This window comes from Pseudomonas frederiksbergensis (assembly GCF_003732665.1).
In the GTDB taxonomy this organism is placed as follows: domain Bacteria; phylum Pseudomonadota; class Gammaproteobacteria; order Pseudomonadales; family Pseudomonadaceae; genus Aquipseudomonas; species Aquipseudomonas frederiksbergensis_G.
Window position 1 is genome coordinate 97,507 of the sequence record NZ_MOBP01000016.1, and the last position, 20,086, is coordinate 117,592.

Below are 20,086 nucleotides of genomic sequence, written 5' to 3' on the forward strand. Positions count from 1 at the left end.
AGCCGTCGTCATTCAGTGACGGGGGCGGCAAAAGTGATGGATTCGAAAGCGACGACGGTATCTGCCCCCTCAATGTACGCCTTGACGATGAAACGCCCGCCGCCGGCGCTGGAGACAATGGCCCGTACCAGGCCCTCCTGATTGCTGCGTCCCTGCGCCGGCCGGATGGTTGCGGAGCCCGTCGTGCCGGGGAACGGCTCCACGGACCAGCGCACCAACTGGTCTATGCCGAGGTTGTCGTAACGGTCCGTCAGCGTGCCGTAGAACTCGACATCCCGGCCTGCGGGCACCGCTTCCTCTGGCACCCAAGACATGGACTCCCCCTCCATCGTCATTGAAAACGCGTCGGCAATGACGTAAACGGTCGGCGCATGCATCGGCGCCATCAGGTCCAGCCAGAACAGTGGCGTATGCGCCCCCAGGACCTTGCCGAAATACTCCACGATGACCTGGCCATGTTCGTCGGTCGTCCTCTTCTCGATCGTGCCGAGGCTGGCCTGCCAGTACACATTGACGTGCCGGATGACGCTGCCGTCCGGGTTCTCGAGCGTCACGGTAAAGGTGATTTTGTCGTCCGACTTGTTGGCGACCACATCGGTCTTGTCCACGGTGCAGGTCAGCTTGACGATCGGCTCAGGCACCTCGTCGTAGAAGGCCGCCAACGCAGCATCGGATTCAGTGAGGCTCAGCAAGGCACTTTCAGCGGCGACCTGGTACTTGGGTATATCGACTGCCTCCGGCAGCTTACCCACGCGAAAAATCGTCAAGGCGTCCATGCCGGTGTGCCGGGACAGCACCCGGATGCGCATCAACAGGTCCAATTGAGTCAGGTTTTTCACCAGGTGCGTGGCGGGGTCGATATGCGCGATGCACGCCCGCACTTCCTCGACGCTCCAGTCGAAGAACGCGGCCAGACGGATGGCCGCCAGTTTCTGCGCCAGCCCAAGCGCTTCGTCGGTGATCGGATCCGGCAGCGCGTTGACCTCGCGCAGGTAATCCAGCAGTTCCCCGTCCGGTTTTTCACTGAGTTCAAAGGCCCGGGTCAGCGCCGTCAGGTAATACAGGGTGCGCACCGAAAATGCCTGCCGGTCGTTCTGTTGCAGCCACGCCCTGTAGCCATATTGCAGATAGTCCTGCAGCAGCGTGGCACTCAGGTCGAGGTGCAACACCACGTTGGCGCGCCGCCGGACATCGGCCAGCAAGGTCAGCGAGGGATTCGTCCCGTCCCGCAGCGTGCCCGGCAACTCGCGCCCGGCCTGCTCCAGCACCTGACGCAGCAACTGGTAAACCGTGCTGTTGGCCCACACCAACACATGGGCTACCCGCTCGGCATCCAGGCCGGTGTACACCGCCAGGGTTTCCTTGACCACCGAGGCCTGAGCGTCCCGGGCTTGCAACAGCACCGTGAGCATGCGTTCGACAAAGACTTGGATCTGTGCGGCATCTTCTGTCTCATCGAGGCCTAGACCATCGCGAACGGCCTTAGTCAATTCCTCGCGGGCGAACGCCAGGTACTGGGCTTCGGTGCCGGCACCACTCATCACCAATCCCGAGTAATCGACCAGGACCGTCAGCAGGTTCAGCCAGTCCGAGCCTACCAGCGGCGGCACGCCGGCCATCAACAAGGCACCGTGGGTGAACAGCGCGGCAGGCAACAGGTTGCCCGCCTGCTCGAACAACTGACGCTCTTTATCGGTCGCCACCGCCAGCGCCGCCGGCGGCGACACCTGCTGCAGCATCCACAGCACCGGCAGCTCGCGATCCCGGCACCAGCTCACACACGCATGCAGCGCGTAAATGAGGTTCAGCGCATCGGGATTGGTATCGCTGCTGCCGGTCGACTTGATCCTCGGGTTGCCTGCCAGGCCATCGACCCAGTCCTCGCCGCCCAGCAACGTCAGCATCAGTACGCCCTCGACCGGCGTGATGCCCAACAGGCGTGGCAACTTCACCAACCGGTAGAACGCAGAAATGATCGCCGGGGTGCGCAACAAGTTGCCGTCGGTGCAGTTGTGCGCCCGGGCAATCACCAGGGCCAGGTATTCGTAGGTCTTAAGATCGATGCCCAGGCCACTGCACAAGCGGTTGATCGTCAAATCCACGCCCCCCGATGCCGGGATGATCGGAAATGGCAAGTTATCCAGCACCAGTGGTGCGCGGTAGTCACCCTGGTTGTTGAACACCTGGTCGAACTGCGACAGTGCCGTGCCGCGACCGTAGATCCCCAGCGTATCGATAAACGCCGCGAAGTCCGGTGCCGTGCACCCGTAGCGCTCACGCAATGACTGGAACAGGCCCAGGGCATGGACCGTGTCAGGGGTTATCGGCCACGGGTTCGTGGTGCTGCCGCGGTTTTCGGCTTTCATCGCGGCCACCAGCAGCGCATCCACCTGTTCGCTGGGCAGCTCCAGCCATTGATCCAGGCGCACCTTGCGGTTCATCCGGTCAAAATGGGCAAGGTCGTCACGCGGATCAGCGCTCAAGCGGTGGAACACTCCCCCCGCCGGGCTGTAGTCGATCTTGATCGCCGGGTATATCCCGCCATTGATGTAGACCGAGCCTGAACGTTCGCTTTCGCCCTGCGCAGGCACAGCAGGTTCCGGATACACCGTGACGTTGGGCGAACGGGTCGGGGCGAAATCACGCACTGACAGCAGCGCCTCGACACCTCGGGCATCGAGTTTGGTGCGCTCACCGAAAAACGCCACCTGATTGAGATTCTGCCAGGACAAATCCTGAGCACCGAAGTTACGCAGGTAAAAGTCCTCTGGCCCCTCAACCGCCGCCTCGGTCAACAGCTTTCGCTGATACGGCCCTAACCGCGAAGCATGGGCCAAGGCCCGTTCCGCATCGCCGTCCCAGGCTTGGGGCTGAAGGAAATACGGCGAGGACAGATCCACCATATGGACAAAATTACCCACCGACATACCGTGGTGACGGGTGACCGTATCCAGCGTGACCCAATGCTGGTAATACGGCAGCCCATTGGGGTAACGGGCCTCGATCATGGCCTCCTCCAGATCGAGCGCCGTATTTTCGCCTGTTATGAAGGCCTCCAGCACCGAGACGATGATGTCCACCGCCGACACCGATTGGTGCACCGCGTTGAAATCCACGGACAACGGCCCCAAGTCTCTGCGACGATTATGCAAGAGCAGTTGACCGGTCGTGCCCAGCGGTTCGATCCGGTCGCGGACCCAGCGCAACAGCTCCACCAGGTAGGCCACGGGCGAGGTCACCGATTCCAGGGCCTCGGGCGGGCACAATTGGTCAAAGTTGGGGGAGAACAACGCCTCATAACTTGGCCCCGGCACCAGCGACAACAACCCGCTCGGCGGCTTGCCGTCCTGCTCCCCGCTGCCGGTCAGGCTGTGCTCGATAAACTGGCGGCGCACATACGCGGCCAGGCTGTTGGCCCGGCGCAAGAACTGCTGCGCCTGCTCATGACTCAGCCCGTAATCGCGCACCAGTCCCTGCACGCCGCGCTCCACCAGGGGAAAGATCGAGCCGTCCCCCTGAATGTACGTCGACAGTTCGGCATGGGTAGCCCGTTGTTCCTCGTCGAAGACCTGCTCGAACATCTGTTGGATGGCACGATTACCGGAGTCCGCCATGGCCAAAGCTCCTCGTTGAATATGAGCGCCCGAACGCGTGTCCGGACATTGATCCTGTGACCAATCTGCACCTGAGGCGCTGCAACGGTCTACTGTCAGAACTGACAGTAGACGGCACCGTTTATCGGTTGATGGCCTCAGCGCGACGCACGATCGAGGACTTCAAAGCGAGCGCTCTCACTCCAGTCAGAGATCGTCGAGGCATCAGCCCCATCGACAATGGTCTGCTTAAAGCGGCACCAGTTACCGCCCGCCGGCAGCGTCCGGACCGACAGCCCCTGCCAGCCCTGCGCAGTAACGGTCAGGTTCGGCGCCCAGGGAAACTCGGGGTTGAACCAGCTCACGAGCTGGCCGGTGCCCGATCGGCCCTGCCCGCTGAAGGTCACCGGGTGACGGACCGAGCTGCCGGCCCGGGGCGAATCGATGGTCGGTACATAACGCCCCAGCACCACAGGCTGTTGGGCGGAACGGTCCGACTCAAACCCGTCCAACGAGGCCCCGGCCACGAGCACATAAGCACCACCGGGTTGAGTGAATGTCACGGGCACCGACCAGGTGCGATCCATCAGCACCAATGCGCTGCCCAGTAAAGTGGCGCCCAGATAAACGCTGACCGTTTCCCCCGGCTCAGCGAAACCGGACACCACGGTCGTACCGCCGACCTGCCCATCCTTGACCGGTGTTTCGATTAAGGGCGCATTGGGCACCACGTAGCACATCAACGGCGGGCTGGCGTTGGAAACCACCTGCGCGATGGTTTGCCGGGCCTGCAATTTCGTCCCCCCCACGGGCAATGTCACCAGACCTTTCCAAATACCATTGGTGTCGACCGGGTAGCCTTGCAGCAGAAAATCAGCGCGGCCCTCCAGCCAGACATCGACCTGCGCACCCGGCATGCCCGTGCCGGAAATCCACGATGTGCGCGGCAATTCTCCGCCCGCCGTTGGGGTTGTGAACCGCGGCGGCATCAGCACCACGTTCACCACGACCGGTTCGCTACGCTCGGATGGCCGCCCGTCGAGGGTCTGCTGCGCGTCCAGAATGAGCCGGCCGAAGGCCAGGCCCTTGAGCTCGATGGACCATAAGCCGTCGCTGGTCAGCGGTTGCGACGGCCCCGTATTGTTGCCGCCGATACGAAGCTGCATCGACGCGCCGGCCACGCCGTCCCGACCTCGGACAGTCAGATTGCGCTCCACCTCTAACTCGTTCGTGGGTTCGAAGATGACGGGTTTGAGCAGCGTCCTGCGAACTTCGAACGGTCGCGTTGTGGCGTCCGACGTTTGATACGCGGCGGTCTGGGTGACCGTCACGGTATGGGTCACATTGGGGGCAAACGGGGTGGAGCGGCGATAGGTCCAATTGCCGTCAGGCACAGTGAATTCGTGAACCATGGTCGGCGCATCACTGAAGACCAGTTTCAACAGCGCCCCAGGCCAGCAGGTGCCTTTGACGGTGGGTGAGCGTTGACTGTCATCGCCCCCGGTAATCTCGGTGATGACCGGCGCCAGAGGGGCAATGGTCACCTCCAGCTCCACCCAGTTTGAGGGGGGTTGCCCACTCATTTCCTGTCGCAGTTGAACCTTGCGCTTGAAGGTCGGGCCCCACGCCTCAGACGCCGTACTGGACCAGCCCCCGCCGCTCACCGGCGCATCCGGCGCGACCTTGTTACCGCCAAGGGCGTTCAACAGCACCACCGTGGCACCGTTGTAGCCAATGCCGGAAAACACCGGCCTGTAATCGCCGGTATGACTGGCCGTGGGCAGCGGCAGCGGCACGGTGTAGCTGAAGGTGAAGTCCGGGGAGACAATCGAGCCACCGGTGTTATCGGGTACTTTTTGCGTGGCCTTGAAGGTGTATTGGCCCGGCGGCCAATTGGCGGCGTCCACGCTCCAGGTGCCAGTACTGCCGACCGTGGCCGGCTGCACCGTCGACGAGCCTGGCCCGCTGAGTTTGGTCACCTCGACGGTGGCGCCTTCATAGCCCGCACCCGAGAACCTCAGGCCGGCATTGGCCAGTGGTGTGACCGAAACCGCATTCAGTCTGGGTGGGCGAACCTTTAAGATGACCGGGGCACCGCGCTCGGAAATAACCCCGTCCACGCTTTGCCGCGCCACCAGCGTCACCGCTCCCGGCAGGACAGTGACGGAGCCGTTCCAGCCTGGAGGGGTGAACACCCCCGTTCGCCCGACCCTGGTCCCGTTGAAGTCATTGAAAATTTCTACCTCGGCACCCTGGAAGCCATTGCCACCGGAGAGAGTGAAGGTGGTGTCAACGAGGCCGGAAGGTGCATTGATGGTGGGCGTGCCGAGGATCTTGCAGGTCAGGGGCGCCGAGTAGATAACAGCCGCAGGCGAGGGAGTCGGTCGCGAGAACTTCGCCTCGACGGTAACAGTACCGCTGGACGACGTTGGGATGATGGGGCACTCCCAGCGTCCATTACTGCCAATGACGACAGCACTGCCCAGCACCTCGTTACGATTATCGGCATTGACCACCGTCACCGTCCATCCCGGGCCGCCGCTGCCCTTGAAGACGCTCTGCCTGCCCGTAGGGATCAAAGTATCCGGCAGCGGAGACTCAATCTGCGCAATGCTGACGTTCCAGAAGAGTCCGGGATCGTGCCAATCAGACGGAAAACCCTGTAGCGTCTGCCTGCAGGCCACTCTGAAACGGCCGCCAGGCAACGGTCTGTCAAGTTGTACGCGCCAATCGCCCCAAGAATTGACCAAGCCTTGGCCGTATATCGTGTTGCCATCACCGCTTTTGCAAATGATCACCAACGCACCGGGCGCCCCGTTCATCCCAATCACCTCAGTGAAGGTGAAAACATCAAGGTTAGCCCCGTTGACCGGCACCAGAACAACAGGTGCGGACACCACCGATACGTAAAACTCTGGAGAACGCAGGTGGCTATCCTGACTGCTGCGCCATTGCAGAACCTCAAGGTGGTGATGGCCGGCTTTGAGGGTGTTTTTCAATGGCAAACGGAAGCGCCCGTCGCTGCCCATTTGCATTTCATCGCTAAGGGCGTCCTCTTGTCCCGGGGAGACCACTCGCACATTGCGCCCCGGCTGGCCGCTCCCCTCGACCGTCACATTTCCATCACGGACGAAGATGTCCTTGGGATAAGTCACGGAGGGCCGGGTGTCGGCCAGCGGTTCGCCGGCTTCGGGCTCGCCTGTTTCGGGAAGGTCGGTTTCATCAGTCATGGCAGGGAGCCCTCGGCGTCGGCAGCAATGGTTCAGGCTTTTGTACGCCCTGCCCTTGCCGTCTGCCTACCTGTAATAACTGACAGTTCAGACGAACGGCCCTACGGACTTTTCCTACATTTTTTGAGGACTACGACGGCTTGCGCCTTTGCCTACAAGTCCCTCAGAATCGGCCGGCTTGTGCACTTTTGGCCTGCCCCGTAATTTGATCCGTGTCGCTGATAGGCAGCGGCCGGGTTTAGTCGCTCGGGAGGTTTACGAAGATGGCACAAGTTCCACCAGACGGTCGGGATGTCCCTATCCCCCTTCCTGAACGTTATGGTGGCTGTGCGCAGGGCGCCCTCGGGCGCGCCGGTTTTCGTGAACCTCCCGGTCGACTAACCTGTGTACAGCCGCCACCCCTTCGTTTAGTCGCGACTCGGTGGCAGCTCCATCCAGAGGTCACGATTATGTTCAAAGCAACACCCAATCCCCCGAGAACGGACTCGTTTTCGGCCACCCTCGATGCCAAGAAACTCCGCGAGGCCGCCGACCGCGCCCTCGACCACTACCTCAAACCCAACTCCCATTACCTGAACGCGCCCAAGGCCAAGGATCGAGCCATGCACACAATGTTCACCGTCGCCCCCCAAGCCAAGGCCCACGCCGTCAACATCCAGGCGTTCGAAACCTTTTCCTCGGTCAATATCCTGCTGCTCGACCTGGCCGAAAGCCTGGACGACAAGCCACGGCACCTGGCCATGGCGATTTATCAGTTGAGTGAGATGGGGTTGTTGCTGGTAGAAAAGTCGCTGGAGAATGAGCCGGCGATTAGCGAGGTTTAGTCTTCAGTGATGGGTTGTTTGTACTGACGCCTTCGCGAGCAGGCTCGCTCCCACAGGGGATTTGTGAACGCCACAGATCCAATGTGGGAGCGGGCTTGCTCGCGAAGACGATATCAAAGACACCACCCACCTCAGGCCGAAGCAGGCATCGGCTGAAAGCTGAAATACTGCCTCAACGCGCTCACCAATTGCCCGTACTCCGGGGGGGCCCATTGCAGGCTGAACCCGGCGTCATAGTGGTGAGGCGTGGCGTCTTCATGGCACCACAAACAACTGGCCCGTACATCCACAACCTGCGTGCACCCGTCGCCGACGGGGATTTTCAAACGCAGGTCGAAATCAGCACCAATCATCATCGGCAACTGACTGATCAACATCAGCCCATCCTCGGACACATTGCCCAGGAAGCCGATAGGCTTGTCGGTGACGCTGTTGAACACTTTCAGAAAATACGGCAGTTGATGCCGCTCGATCCGGCGGTCGGTAAACATGCTGAATTCGCTACGCAAGGCTCTTAAGCAGAGCCGCACTAATGCTTCGGAACGGGCCTTCTGCTGTTTATATGCAGGATGGGCACGCTCTCCCCGCTTCTGGTGTGACAGGCCATCAAGATCGCTGCCACTTTTACCGCTGTCAGTCGCAGGTGTTGCGTCGGCTCAGCGGCAAGGCGCTGAAGCCGATGTATTCGACTATAGCTGAACCTGTACAACCGGCCAGCCTTTGTATGAGATCTATCATCAGAAGCGGGTCGGCCGTACCACTGCCGCAGCGCTGCGGGTCGGATAGTGGCCCAGGGACTCCAGGGTTTCGAGACGTGCACGGGCGCGGTAGGCGTATTCGCTCTGTGGGTACGCGGCGATGATGTACTGATAAGTCTGGGCCGCGTCGATAAACAGCTTCTGCCGTTCTAGGCACTGGCCGCGCATCATCGACACTTCCGGACGCACATACGGCCGGGCACGGCTGGCGCGGTCGACCTTGGACAATTCGAGCATCACCTGCTCGCAATTGCCCCGGTCATAGGCGCTGTAAGCGTTATTCAAATGATGGTTCATCGACCAACGGGTGCAGCCCGTGACGCTGAGGGCAATGACGGCTATGAGCGCAAATCGCATGAGGGTTCTCCTGTCTTGAGCTCTGTATCGACCCGTTGGCGGAAATCTTCAGGAATGTTCGTTTAAAGATAAAAGCGAATAAGTAGTGCATCCGAACAATGACTACATCCAAAGACCATAGTAGCCTCACTCAGCGCTTGAACTCAGGAGTCTATGCATGTCCGTCCGTCGCACCAAAATCGTCGCTACCCTTGGCCCGGCCAGTAACTCGCCGGAAGTTCTCGAACAGCTGATTCTGGCTGGCCTGGACGTCGCCCGCCTGAACTTCTCCCACGGCACCCCCGACGAGCACAAGGCTCGCGCGAAGCTGGTGCGTGACCTCGCCGCCAAGCACGGCCGCTTCGTCGCCCTGCTGGGTGACCTGCAAGGCCCGAAAATCCGTATCGCCAAATTCGCCGGCAAGAAGATCGAGCTCAAGATCGGTGATCAATTCACCTTCTCCACCAGCCATCCTCTGACCGAAGGCAACCAGCAAGTGGTCGGCATCGACTACCCGGACCTGGTCAAAGACTGCGGCGTGGGCGACGAGTTGCTGCTCGACGACGGCCGCGTGGTGATGCGCGTCGATACCGCCACCGCCACCGAACTGAACTGCACCGTGCTGATCGGCGGTCCGCTGTCGGACCACAAAGGCATCAACCGTCGCGGCGGTGGCCTGACCGCTCCGGCCCTGACTGAAAAAGACAAGGCCGACATCAAGCTCGCCGCCGAAATGGAAGTCGACTACCTCGCCGTGTCCTTCCCGCGTGACGCTGCCGACATGGAATACGCCCGTCAACTGCGCGACGAGGCCGGCGGTACAGCCTGGCTGGTGGCGAAGATCGAACGCGCCGAAGCCGTGGCCGACGACGACACCCTCGATGCGCTGATCATGGCGTCCGACGCCGTGATGGTGGCCCGTGGTGACCTGGGCGTGGAAATCGGCGACGCCGAGCTGGTGGGCATCCAGAAGAAAATCATTCTGCACGCACGCCGCCACAACAAGGCTGTGATCGTTGCGACCCAGATGATGGAGTCGATGATCCAGAACCCGATGCCGACCCGTGCCGAAGTGTCCGACGTGGCCAACGCCGTGCTCGACTACACCGACGCCGTGATGCTCTCGGCCGAAAGTGCCGCCGGTCTGTACCCGCTGGAAGCCGTGCAAGCGATGGCGCGTATCTGCGTCGGCGCCGAAAAGCACCCGACCAGCAAAACCTCCAGCCACCGCATCGGCAAGGTCTTCGAAAGCTGCGACCAGTCCATCGCCCTGGCGGCCATGTACACCGCCAACCACTTCCCGGGCGTGAAGGCGATCATCGCGTTGACCGAAAGTGGCTACACGCCGCTGATCATGTCGCGCATCCGTTCCTCGGTGCCGATCTACGCGTTTTCCCCGCACCGCGAAACCCAGGCCCGCGCCGCCATGTTCCGTGGCGTCTACACCGTACCGTTCGACCCGGCATCGCTGCCGCCTGAGCAAGTCAGCCAGGCCGCGATCGACGAGTTGCTCAAACGCGGCGTCGTGGAGAAAGGCGACTGGGTCATCCTGACCAAGGGCGACAGCTACCACACCATCGGCGGCACCAACGGGATGAAAATCCTGCACGTTGGCGACCCGATGGTCTGATTGACCGACCGCTGAAAAACAAAAGCCCCGCCATGTAAATGGCGGGGCTTTTTGCATTATCAAGCTAGTCAGATGGCCATGGGCCAACTGTCAACTATGACAGTTTACGCGGGACGGCTTTCTGGGCTGAATGGTTGCTGCACGCCCTGTGTGTAGGCATTCACTTCAGGAGATACGCCATGCCCACTCAAAATGAACGTCGTTCGTTGAATCAGCCCAGCACCCTGGATTTCAGTTTCGGCAGCGAAGGGAACGCTACCACGCTGCTACGAGGGAACAGGGTGATCGCCCTCGCTGTGGTGAAAACCGCCGGGGTCGATCAGGGCAAAATCCTTGGTGTGTGCAGTAACGGTTCGGGTCCATTCCTGCTTTTCCGGCTCACCCGAGACGGCCTGCTGGACACCACGTTTGGAGAAGCCGGGACGGGGTATGCCGAGGGCCGCTTCGGCGCAAGCACCGCCCTGTCGACCCCTCAAGGCCTGACCCTGTTGGATAACGGCGCCATCCTGGTGATCGGCCATGTTCGGGTTTCCTCGATCAGCGACGACTATCCCGCAGCCACCCTGTTCAATAGCAATGGCACCCCGAATCTGGTTTTTGGCCAGTTCACCTTCAGAGAACCCGCTCCCCAAGCCGGCCCCACCCCGCCCCCGAACGCTGCGCCAGCGACGGCATCCGGTGGCTTGGCGGACACGGGGAAAATCCTCTTCACGGTCAATAACAGTTCGCCTGGCCCTTATCGATATTGGGGTTTGCTGATTCAACTGACCTTGACCGGTGAGCTGGACCCCTCCCTTGACGGTCGAGGTTATATTTTCTTCAAGCACAACAACCAGAACACCTCGACTGTGGGGGTCGTCACCCAAGCCAGCGGCCGCATCATTCTGGCCGGCTCCACCACCGACCAAGGTTTTTTGGTGGGCTACACCGCTACCGGCCAGCGCGACACGTCATTCGGTGACCAGGCAGGGGTCAAAGCGTTCATCAGCGCCGACGGCCCTATCAGACTCAATGCCGTCCGGGTGCAAACCGACAATAAACCGGTCGCCGTCGGTACGATGTCCAACGGCTCCAAAGGCTGGGTTGCCCGAACACTCGACACGGGCACAGATGACAGTTCCTTTAACAACGGCAACCCCGTCATCACTGAAGTGCCCTTTGCACGACTGCATTGGACAGCGGCAGACATCGATGCAAACGGCTCGATTGTCGTGGCTGGGGAAGTCGATACACGGCTATGTATCGTCGGCCGCCTGACCGGGGACGGTCGCCCTGACACCACATTTTCTCCCTCGGGTATCAGCAACCACCGTGCCGAGCACACACCGAACATCACAACCAGCGTGGCCGTGCAGACGCCGATGCAGATTCTTGTGGCTGGGCAAAAAAACAGCGTGCCATCTGTTAGCCGTTATCACAGCTAGCGCTCAATCAACACTGAGTTTGATTAATTGCCACCTTCCATTCGGGGTACGCCGAGTACCAGCCCCAGGAGCACAGCGATGAAGACTCGTACACTCGATAACGCCGGAACGCTTGATCAAGAATTCGGGACCAACGGGATCGTTTCAATCAGCATCCCTGGCTACCCTTCGTCCTACATCACAAGTGTGGGCATCGGTCCTGACAAGAAAACCTACTTCGCAGGCACCGGTGAAGGAGGTGTCGGGCCCCGCTCCGTTTATTTTCTTGGCCGATTGAATGACGATGGCAAGGTCGACACTACGTTCGGTACAGCAGGCCTGACCATCGGGCTGCCTCCCGGCGCCAGTCTGATGAGTGTTCACTCATCCGCGTTCCAGGCAGACGGCAGCCTCGTGCTGTTTGGCAATGCTACCGGTATGGAATATCTAAACGCGCCGTTTTTGGCCCGCTATAACGCCGATGGAAAACTGGATACACGCTTCGGCACCGATGGCCATTGCTTACTAATTATTGATCTGTCACCACCTGCGCAAGTGACTTCAACCGCCGCAGCGCCACTTGGCACCGACCATGACCGATGGTCATCATCGGCCAGCGACAACGCCGCAGGGGCTCAAGGCGTGGTCATATTGCCAGACGGAAAAATACTGGCCTTCAAGCATCACTCATTTAATCTTCGGCAAGGTCATGGCCTTATTATTCGGCTCACACAGGATGGAGCGCTGGATACCACGTTCAACCAAATCGGTTACATCGCCGTTATCCACCCTGACTATCTACTTCACAGCACCGTATTGAGAAATCTCATGGTACAGGCCGATGGCAAGTATCTGGGGTGTGGGAATGTGAACGGCGGCACGCATCCTCCTGCAATGATGTTCGTGCGCTACGACTCTACGGGCTTACCAGACCTGTCCTTCGGCGGCGAAAGCGGTTTCGTCACCATTTACGGCGCTCAACAGTCCGCGATCGAAAGGATGCTCCAGCAACCCAACCAGCGGATTTTGGGGATCGGCAATACCTACGTGCCCCCCGTCAAAGGCCTGATGAGCAGCATCGAACACGATGGCAGCCCTAACATTCAGTTCAACAGAGGCGAAGTCTTCTACACCGAACTCGAGCCCAACGCCGTGACCCGCTGGGAAGGTGCAGCCCTGCAGAAAAACGGAAGAATCGTCGTGGCGGGAGGCGTAGGTCAGCCTAATGGTGAGGTCGATATTGTTGTGGCCCGATTTATTGATGCCAGGTTTGATTCAGACTTCAATGACGGCCAGGGCTGGGTGCGCACACATCTGGCAAGTGGTACGCACTTCGCCACGGGATTGACGTTGCAGGAGGATGGAAAAATTGTGGTGTGTGCCAGAACCCCTGCTCAAGGCGTGATATTGCGCTACCACGCCTGACGTTTTGGCTGGAGGAATGACACGTTGAAAAATAAAGCCCTGCCCTGTGAATGGCGGGGCTTTTTGCTTTCTGGTCCGGGGGATGTGGTGTCTGGGCTGACGCCTTCGCGGGCAAGCCTCGCTCCTACGGGGTTTTGTGCACATTTTGTGTCAGACACAAAACCCTGTAGGAGCGAGGCTTGCCCGCGAAGAGGCCCGCCCAATCACCACAAGACATCACTGAGAGGCTTTCCAACCCTCAGATGACTTCCAGAGGGAGCTTTACCACTCGTCGGAACTGTTATTTCTAACAGCTATTTCGCGCTGTTTTTTCAAGCGAGCATGCCCTTTCTCACCCGGCTAAGGAGAACACTCATGAGCGCCCCCATTCACTTTCCCAGCACACTTGGCAAGCTTGATCCGACCTTCGGCGATAGCGGACAACTCTCACTCCCATGGCCTGAGGGAGGGGCCTTTTATCAAGAAAACATGGCAGTCGACGCCCAGGGTAATTTGTTGATTTGTGGTCAAGCGACACAAAGGGGAGGTGAACTGCTGTACGCCTGTTTACGCCTGAAACCAGACGGTGAACTCGACAAAAGCTTTGGGGTGAACGGGTTCGCCATGGGCGTTTACGACTACGACAAGAACCCGCACAGCGAATCCGGCGCTCAAAACATCATCGTGTTACCCGACGGCAAAATTCTACTGGGTGGCATCAACTATCGAGCGGACCCTCTGAGCGACCACGGCATGGCTCGTTTAAATGCCGATGGCTCCCTGGACCACAGCTTCGGCATCAATGGCACAGTCCAGATAGACCGCCCCTATCTCTCAAACGCACAAGCAACCGTCCGGCATCTCCCACGCCATAGAGAAACTCGGAACTTACCCGACTGGTTCGGGGGCAGGAACATGTGCGTCCTGGATGACGGCAGAATCGTGATGCTTATGGAGTTCACCCTGTCGTTGCCCGTCGTCTACGGGCTGGTGTGTGTCAGGCCCAATGGCAAACTCGATAGCGGGTTTGGTGATGCCGGGTATGCACAGATCGCCAATGATCCGCTTCTATGGGTGAGATACCACAGCGTCATTGCAGCAGAAGACGGCAAAATTGCGGTGTGCGGCTATGGCGATAATGACAACGGCTACCGGACGAGCGCAATACTGCTTAAATTCACTGGCAAAGGTGTGCCGGACCAGGGCTTTGCCGATAAAGGCGTCCTGTTATTCCCGAAAAATAATCCAACTGCCTTCAACCAGTTTTATGGCATTGCCGTGCAACCCAACAAGCGCTTGTTGGTGTGTGGCACGATTGGCAGCAATGACAGTTCCAGAAAAAATGAAGCCCTGCTGATGAGTTTTGAACCTGACGGCTCACCGAATATTCAGTTCAACAGAGGTCAACCGTTGGCCGCCATCATCGACGGCGCCGACTCGGTCTGGTCAGCCGCGATGGTTGTCCAGCCCGAAGCCAAGATTATGCTCATAGGGTTTTCGACGGATCAGCAATTCACCTTCACTCGTGTCTTGAGCGACGGGATACCTGACAAAAAATTCGCTAAGGGTCACGCGGCCACACACTATCCCGTCGTTCATTACAGATGGTACTCAGCTCCTGCGCAGTTTCATGGCAATCGGATCTATTTCATGTACCAGGCCCAACTGTATTGTGGATTGATTGACTGAATCACCGTTGACTGACGCCTGAAAAACAAAAGCCCCGCCATGTGAATGACGGGGCTTTTTGCTTTTGATCCAGGACAAGTGCTGTTTGGGCTGACGCCTTCGCGGGCAGGCTCGCTCCTACAGGGATGTGGGAGCGGGCTTGCTCGCGAAGAGGCCCGCGCAATCACCACAAGACTCAACGCCGATTGATAAACCCCGACAACGCCGCCAGCGCTTCCGGCGAACGCAGCCGCTGAGTGAACAGCGCTCCCTCTTCTTCGATCACCTTACGAACCAATTCCCGGTCCGGTGCTTTCATCAATTGTTTGCTGATACGCACGGCCTCGGTGGGCAGCGTTTCAAACTTCAACGCCATCTCCCGCGCCTTGGCCAACGCCGCTTCGCCGCTGCCCAACGCCTCGGTGGCAATGCCCCACGCCGCCGCTTGCTCACCACTGAAACCTTCGCCCAGCAGCAACAATTCCGCCGCTTTGGCGTGGCCGAGCAAACGCGGGAGGATCAGGCTGGAGCCGAATTCCGGGCATAACCCGAGGTTGACGAACGGCATGCGCAATCGTGCATCGCGGCTGATGTAGACCAGATCGCAATGCAGCAACAACGTGGTGCCAATCCCCACCGCTGCCCCGGCCACGGCGGCGATCACCGGTTTGCGGCAGTCGAGCAGGCTGAGCATGAAGTGGAAAACAGGGCTGTCGAGGCTGCTCGGTGGTTGCTGGAGGAAGTCGGCGATGTCGTTGCCGGCGGTGAAGCAGTCGGCGGACCCGGTGATCAACACGGCATTGATTTCAGGATCTTGGTCGGCATCGCTCAGGGCCTTGGCCAGTTGCGCGTACATGGCGCGGGTCAGGGCGTTTTTCTTGTCGGGGCGGTTGAGGCGCAGGGTCAGCAGACCGCGTTCGCGTTCAATCTGGATGGCATCGGTCATGGCGGGTCTCGCGTCGTTATACGATCAGCGCTCAACCACGGGGCAGGAATACGTCGGCCAGCAGTTGATTACGCGGCAGTCCCGCCAGGTACAAGCGCCGGGCAAAGGCGTCGACGCTGTCGGGGCCACCGCAGAGTAAGGCCAGGGTTTGCCGGGAGACAAGCCGCAGTTGCGCCAACGCCTGGGGCAACTCGGCCGGGGTCCAGAGTTCGACCGTGAGGTTTTCGCGGCCGGCGGCCATGGCTTGCAGGGGTTTGGCCAGGTAGTGCTCGTCGGCGTCATGGGCCAGGTGAATGACGCGGATGGCGCCCTGGTGATCCTGGCGCAACGCCTCGCGCAACACACCGAACAATGGCCCCAAACCGGTGCCGGCGGCCAACAGCCACAGCGGTCGGGTATGCCAGTCCGCGTCGTAATGCAGGGCGCCGCCGCGCAGTTCGCCGAGGCGCAGGGTGTCACCGATCTGCAATTGGCGCGCTGTGTCGCTGAATTCCCCGGGCTGGCGGCAATCGAGGTGGAATTCCAGAAAACGATCTTCTTCCGGCAGGCTGGCCAGGGAATACGGCCGCGCCACGTTGCCGGCCCACAACACCAAGTGCTGACCGGCGCTGTAGCGCAATGGGCGTTGTGTGATCAGGCGCAAGCGCAAGACATGGGCGCTGAGCCAATCGACGGCGGCGACTTCGGCCGGGCGACCGTCCTGTAGCGGGTCGAAGGTGTGCACCTGCAAGTCCTCGACCACCGCACACTGACAGGCCAGGCGCCAGCCTTGCTGACGCTGTTCGGCGCTCAAGGCATCGGGACGGCTGTCGCTGGGCAACCCTTGCACGCATTGAACGAGGCACGCATGGCAACTGCCGGCGCGGCAGCTGTAAGGCACCGACACGCCGTTTTGATTCAGGGCATCGAGCAGGTTGCTGCCCGCCGCCACCGACCAATGGCGTTCGCCAACGCGCAACTCAGGCATCGACGTTCTCCCACGCCGCCGCGCACCGATTGCGGCCGTCACGCTTGGCGCGGTACAGCGCCTGGTCGGCCCGTTGCAAGGCGTCGTCGAGGTCGTCGCCCAGTTCCAGCAAGGTCATGCCGGCGCTCAGGCTGAGGTTGCTCACGCTCAGGCCGAACAGCTCGACATCCGTGAAGGCGATGCGCAGGCGCTCACAGCACGAGGTCAGGCGTTCGGCATCGCAATCGGGCAGCAACACCACGAATTCTTCGCCACCGTATCGGGCCAGCACATCACCGTCGCGCAGGCACGCCGTGGCTACCCCGGCGAAGGCTTGCAGCACCTGATCGCCGGCGGCGTGGCCGTGTACGTCGTTGATGCGTTTGAAGTGGTCGAGGTCGATCAGCGCCAGACCGTGGACCACGCCAGCGTCCATGGCGTTGAGCTCGCGGGAGGCCAGGCGCAGGAAGTGGCGGCGATTGAACAGCCCGGTGAGTTCGTCGGTGGCCACCAGGTCTTCGAGCTGGCGCATCATCCCGCGCAGAGTGTCTTGATGCGCCTGCAAGGCGAAGCGGCGTTGGCGCATGAGTTGGCGCGAGGCCTGGACGTAACGGGCGTAGAGCACCAGCCACACCAGCACGATAAACAGCACGCACACTTGCAACAGCGCCAGGGCCGGGTCGGCCAACTGGAAGTGGTAGCCCTCCCACAGCGTGATCGCGCTGAAGCTGAAGAACACCAGCAGCGCACACCGCACAAAGGCCCGGCGCGAGAGGTGGAACAGGCCGAACAGCAAAATCAGGATATAGAACACCAGGAACGCGCCACGGGCTTCGTCCAGGTGAAAGATCAGCCAGGTTTGCCAGCCCAGGCCCAGCAATACCTGGACTTCGGTCAGGCTCGGGTCGGCGAAGCGCAGGTTGCAGCCGCTGTAGAACACCGCGAACAGCGCCGCTTGAGTGATGACCACCAACGCACTGCCAATCGCCACGCTGGCCAGGGGCGCCGCGTAGTGACCGGTGAAAAACGCCAGCCACAGCAGCAGCAATGCCAGGGCATAGGTGCCGGCCGCGAGGGCAAAACGTTTAAGCAACAGGCGCTGGATGGCGTTATGGGTCAATCGTTGACTCACCAAGGAAGAAGTGGCTGAAAGAGCGTCCTACTCTACAGGCCGATTGCCACTTTAGTGGCGCGACCGATAAATGACCATTCAATTTTCAGGGCAGAAAACTGGCGTCAAAAGCATGGCCCGCTTGACTCATGTTTATGGGCATAACCGCTTCTGTGGCGAGGGAGCTTGCTCCCGCTGGGCTGCGAAGCGGCCCCAAAAAATCGGGAGCGCTTCGCACTCCAGCGGGAGCAAGCTCCCTCGCCACAGGTCAGCTCCGACCAAAAGCCAATGTGTACCCGCCACCGAGCCGCGTTATACTGCCGCGCCTTTTTAGCGTCGCGCCAGCAGCCCCGGCGTGCCACGACTCTTCGAGTCAGCTTCAAGTTGCAAGCTTAAAGCGGCAAGTCCAAAGCAGTACACATACTGCTCTCACTTGTCGCTTGCAGCTCAACGCTTGAAGCTGGCTCGAAGAGCTATTGAATGTTCCCGTCTTTTAGAGGAGCGCGACTCATGACCGTGATCAAGCAAGACGACCTGATTCAGAGCGTTGCCGACGCCCTGCAGTTCATTTCTTATTACCACCCCGTTGATTTCATCCAGGCGATGCACGAAGCCTACCTGCGCGAAGAATCGCCAGCGGCCCGTGATTCGATGGCGCAAATCCTGATCAACTCGCGCATGTGCGCCACCGGCCACCGTCCGATCTGCCAAGACACCGGCATCGTGACCGTGTTTGTCCGCGTGGGTATGGACGTGCGTTGGGATGGCGCCACCATGAGCCTGGACGACATGATCAACCAAGGCGTGCGCCAGGCTTACAACCTGCCGGAAAACGTCCTGCGTGCCTCGATCCTCGCCGACCCGGCGGGCGCTCGGAAAAATACCAAGGACAACACCCCGGCTGTTATCCACTACTCCATCGTCCCCGGTAACACCGTGGAAGTGGACGTAGCGGCCAAGGGCGGCGGCTCCGAGAACAAGTCGAAAATGGCCATGCTCAACCCGTCCGACTCGATCGTCGACTGGGTATTGAAGACCGTTCCGACCATGGGCGCCGGCTGGTGCCCACCGGGCATGCTCGGCATCGGCATCGGCGGCACCGCCGAGAAAGCCGCCGTCATGGCCAAGGAAGTGTTGATGGAATCCATCGACATCCACGAACTGAAGAAGCGCGGCCCGTCCAACCGTATCGAAGAGATGCGCCTGGAGCTGTTCGAGAAGGTCAACCAACTGGGCATCGGCGCCCAGGGCCTGGGTGGCCTGACCACCGTGCTCGACGTGAAGATCATGGATTACCCGACCCACGCTGCTTCGTTGCCGGTGTGCATGATCCCGAACTGCGCCGCCACCCGTCACGCCCACTTCGTGCTCGACGGTTCCGGCCCGGCCTCGCTGGAAGCGCCACCGCTGGACGCCTACCCGGAAATCGTCTGGGAGGCCGGCCCGTCGGCCCGTCGCGTCAACCTCGACACCCTGACCCCGGAAGACGTGCAGAGCTGGAAGCCGGGCGAAACCGTGTTGCTGAACGGCAAGATGCTCACCGGTCGCGACGCCGCGCACAAGCGCATGGTCGAGATGCTGAACAAGGGCGAAACCCTGCCGGTGGACCTCAAAGGTCGCTTCATCTACTACGTCGGCCCGGTTGATCCGGTGCGCGAAGAAGTGGTTGGCCCTGCCGGTCCGACCACCGCGACGCGGATGGACAAGTTCACCCGTCAGATCCTCGAGCAAACCGGCCTGCTGGGCATGATCGGCAAATCCGAGCGCGGCCCGACCGCGATCGAAGCGATCAAGGACCACAAAGCCGTTTACCTGATGGCCGTCGGCGGCGCGGCTTACCTGGTGGCGCAAGCGATCAAGAAATCCCGCGTCGTGGCCTTCGCCGAACTGGGGATGGAAGCCATCTACGAGTTCGACGTCAAAGACATGCCGGTGACCGTTGCGGTTGATAGCAAAGGTGAATCGGTGCACATCACCGGTCCTGCCATCTGGCAGAAAAAGATCAGTGAAAGCCTGGCGGTAGAAGTGCAGTAAGCACCAACACCTCCAAAAACGGCCGGGCCATCTCCCCAGATGACCCGGCCTTTTTTTTTGCCCATTCCCCAACACCACAGAGGAATTGGAGTTGGGCCTGAAAATTGTGAACAACACACATCAACTGTGGGAGCGGGCTTGCTCGCGAAGAGGCCCTGTCAGCCAACATCAATGCTGAATGACACACCGCTTTCGCGAGCAAG

Annotated in this window: 13 protein-coding genes; 6 read left to right on the forward strand and 7 right to left on the reverse strand. The window is 60.4% G+C overall.

Annotation, left to right across the window (positions count from 1 at the left end; genetic code table 11):
* Nucleotides 1-8: 8 nt before the first annotated feature.
* Entirely contained in the window at nucleotides 9-3,614 is a 3,606-nt protein-coding gene (locus tag BK665_RS25455; RefSeq protein WP_123409312.1) for a Tc toxin subunit A, read from the reverse strand.
* Nucleotides 3,615-3,751: 137 nt separating this feature from the next.
* Nucleotides 3,752-6,823, reverse strand: coding sequence for an Ig-like domain-containing protein (locus tag BK665_RS25460; RefSeq protein WP_259699657.1), 3,072 nt, complete (start codon nucleotides 6,821-6,823; stop codon nucleotides 3,752-3,754).
* Between the two features lie 449 nt (nucleotides 6,824-7,272).
* Here BK665_RS25460 and BK665_RS25470 point away from each other — a divergent pair, with 449 nt between their 5' ends.
* Nucleotides 7,273-7,647 carry a DUF6124 family protein gene (locus BK665_RS25470; RefSeq protein WP_123409314.1) on the forward strand — a complete coding sequence of 125 codons (375 nt, stop codon included), beginning with the start codon at nucleotides 7,273-7,275 and terminating at the stop codon, nucleotides 7,645-7,647.
* 131 nt (nucleotides 7,648-7,778) lie between these two features.
* On the opposite strand, the gene BK665_RS25475 is transcribed toward BK665_RS25470, so the two are convergent.
* Together BK665_RS25475 and BK665_RS25480 are read right to left on the reverse strand one after the other, a co-directional pair.
* Nucleotides 7,779-8,138, reverse strand: coding sequence for a PilZ domain-containing protein (locus BK665_RS25475; protein ID WP_123409315.1), 360 nt, complete (start codon nucleotides 8,136-8,138; stop codon nucleotides 7,779-7,781).
* Between the two features lie 246 nt (nucleotides 8,139-8,384).
* The gene (locus BK665_RS25480) at nucleotides 8,385-8,762 is read right to left on the reverse strand and encodes a tetratricopeptide repeat protein (RefSeq protein ID WP_123409316.1); all 378 of its coding nucleotides are present in this window, start codon (nucleotides 8,760-8,762) and stop codon (nucleotides 8,385-8,387) included.
* A 157-nt stretch (nucleotides 8,763-8,919) separates the two neighbouring features.
* On the opposite strand from BK665_RS25480, the gene pyk reads away from it, so the two are divergent.
* The 4 genes from pyk (at nucleotide 8,920) to BK665_RS25500 (ending at nucleotide 14,867) form a co-directional block, all read left to right on the forward strand.
* On the forward strand, nucleotides 8,920-10,371 hold the full coding sequence (gene pyk, locus BK665_RS25485; RefSeq protein ID WP_123409317.1) for a pyruvate kinase: 1,452 nt from the start codon (nucleotides 8,920-8,922) through the stop codon (nucleotides 10,369-10,371).
* Between the two features lie 179 nt (nucleotides 10,372-10,550).
* Nucleotides 10,551-11,795 (forward strand): NHL repeat-containing protein, encoded by a 1,245-nt coding sequence (locus BK665_RS25490; RefSeq protein ID WP_123409318.1) that lies wholly within the window; start codon nucleotides 10,551-10,553, stop codon nucleotides 11,793-11,795.
* Nucleotides 11,796-11,873: 78 nt separating this feature from the next.
* Nucleotides 11,874-13,199, forward strand: coding sequence for an NHL repeat-containing protein (locus BK665_RS25495; protein WP_123409319.1), 1,326 nt, complete (start codon nucleotides 11,874-11,876; stop codon nucleotides 13,197-13,199).
* Between the two features lie 354 nt (nucleotides 13,200-13,553).
* On the forward strand, nucleotides 13,554-14,867 hold the full coding sequence (locus tag BK665_RS25500; protein WP_185076640.1) for an NHL repeat-containing protein: 1,314 nt from the start codon (nucleotides 13,554-13,556) through the stop codon (nucleotides 14,865-14,867).
* Nucleotides 14,868-15,042: 175 nt separating this feature from the next.
* On the opposite strand, the gene BK665_RS25505 is transcribed toward BK665_RS25500, so the two are convergent.
* The 3 genes from BK665_RS25505 to BK665_RS25515 are packed head-to-tail and all read right to left on the reverse strand — an operon-like array spanning nucleotide 15,043 to nucleotide 17,858.
* A complete protein-coding gene (locus BK665_RS25505; protein ID WP_123409321.1) occupies nucleotides 15,043-15,792 on the reverse strand; it encodes an enoyl-CoA hydratase-related protein in 750 nt (249 codons plus the stop codon).
* Between the two features lie 31 nt (nucleotides 15,793-15,823).
* Entirely contained in the window at nucleotides 15,824-16,759 is a 936-nt protein-coding gene (locus BK665_RS25510; RefSeq protein ID WP_123409322.1) for an iron-sulfur-binding ferredoxin reductase, read from the reverse strand.
* Nucleotides 16,752-17,858 carry a GGDEF domain-containing protein gene (locus BK665_RS25515; protein WP_123409323.1) on the reverse strand — a complete coding sequence of 369 codons (1,107 nt, stop codon included), beginning with the start codon at nucleotides 17,856-17,858 and terminating at the stop codon, nucleotides 16,752-16,754. Before BK665_RS25515 ends, BK665_RS25510 begins: the two co-directional genes overlap by 8 nt.
* 501 nt (nucleotides 17,859-18,359) lie before the next feature.
* Here BK665_RS25515 and BK665_RS25520 point away from each other — a divergent pair.
* Nucleotides 18,360-19,883, forward strand: a complete 1,524-nt coding sequence (locus BK665_RS25520) for a fumarate hydratase (RefSeq protein WP_003214142.1) — start codon at nucleotides 18,360-18,362, stop codon at nucleotides 19,881-19,883.
* The last annotated feature ends 203 nt before the right edge of the window (nucleotides 19,884-20,086 follow it).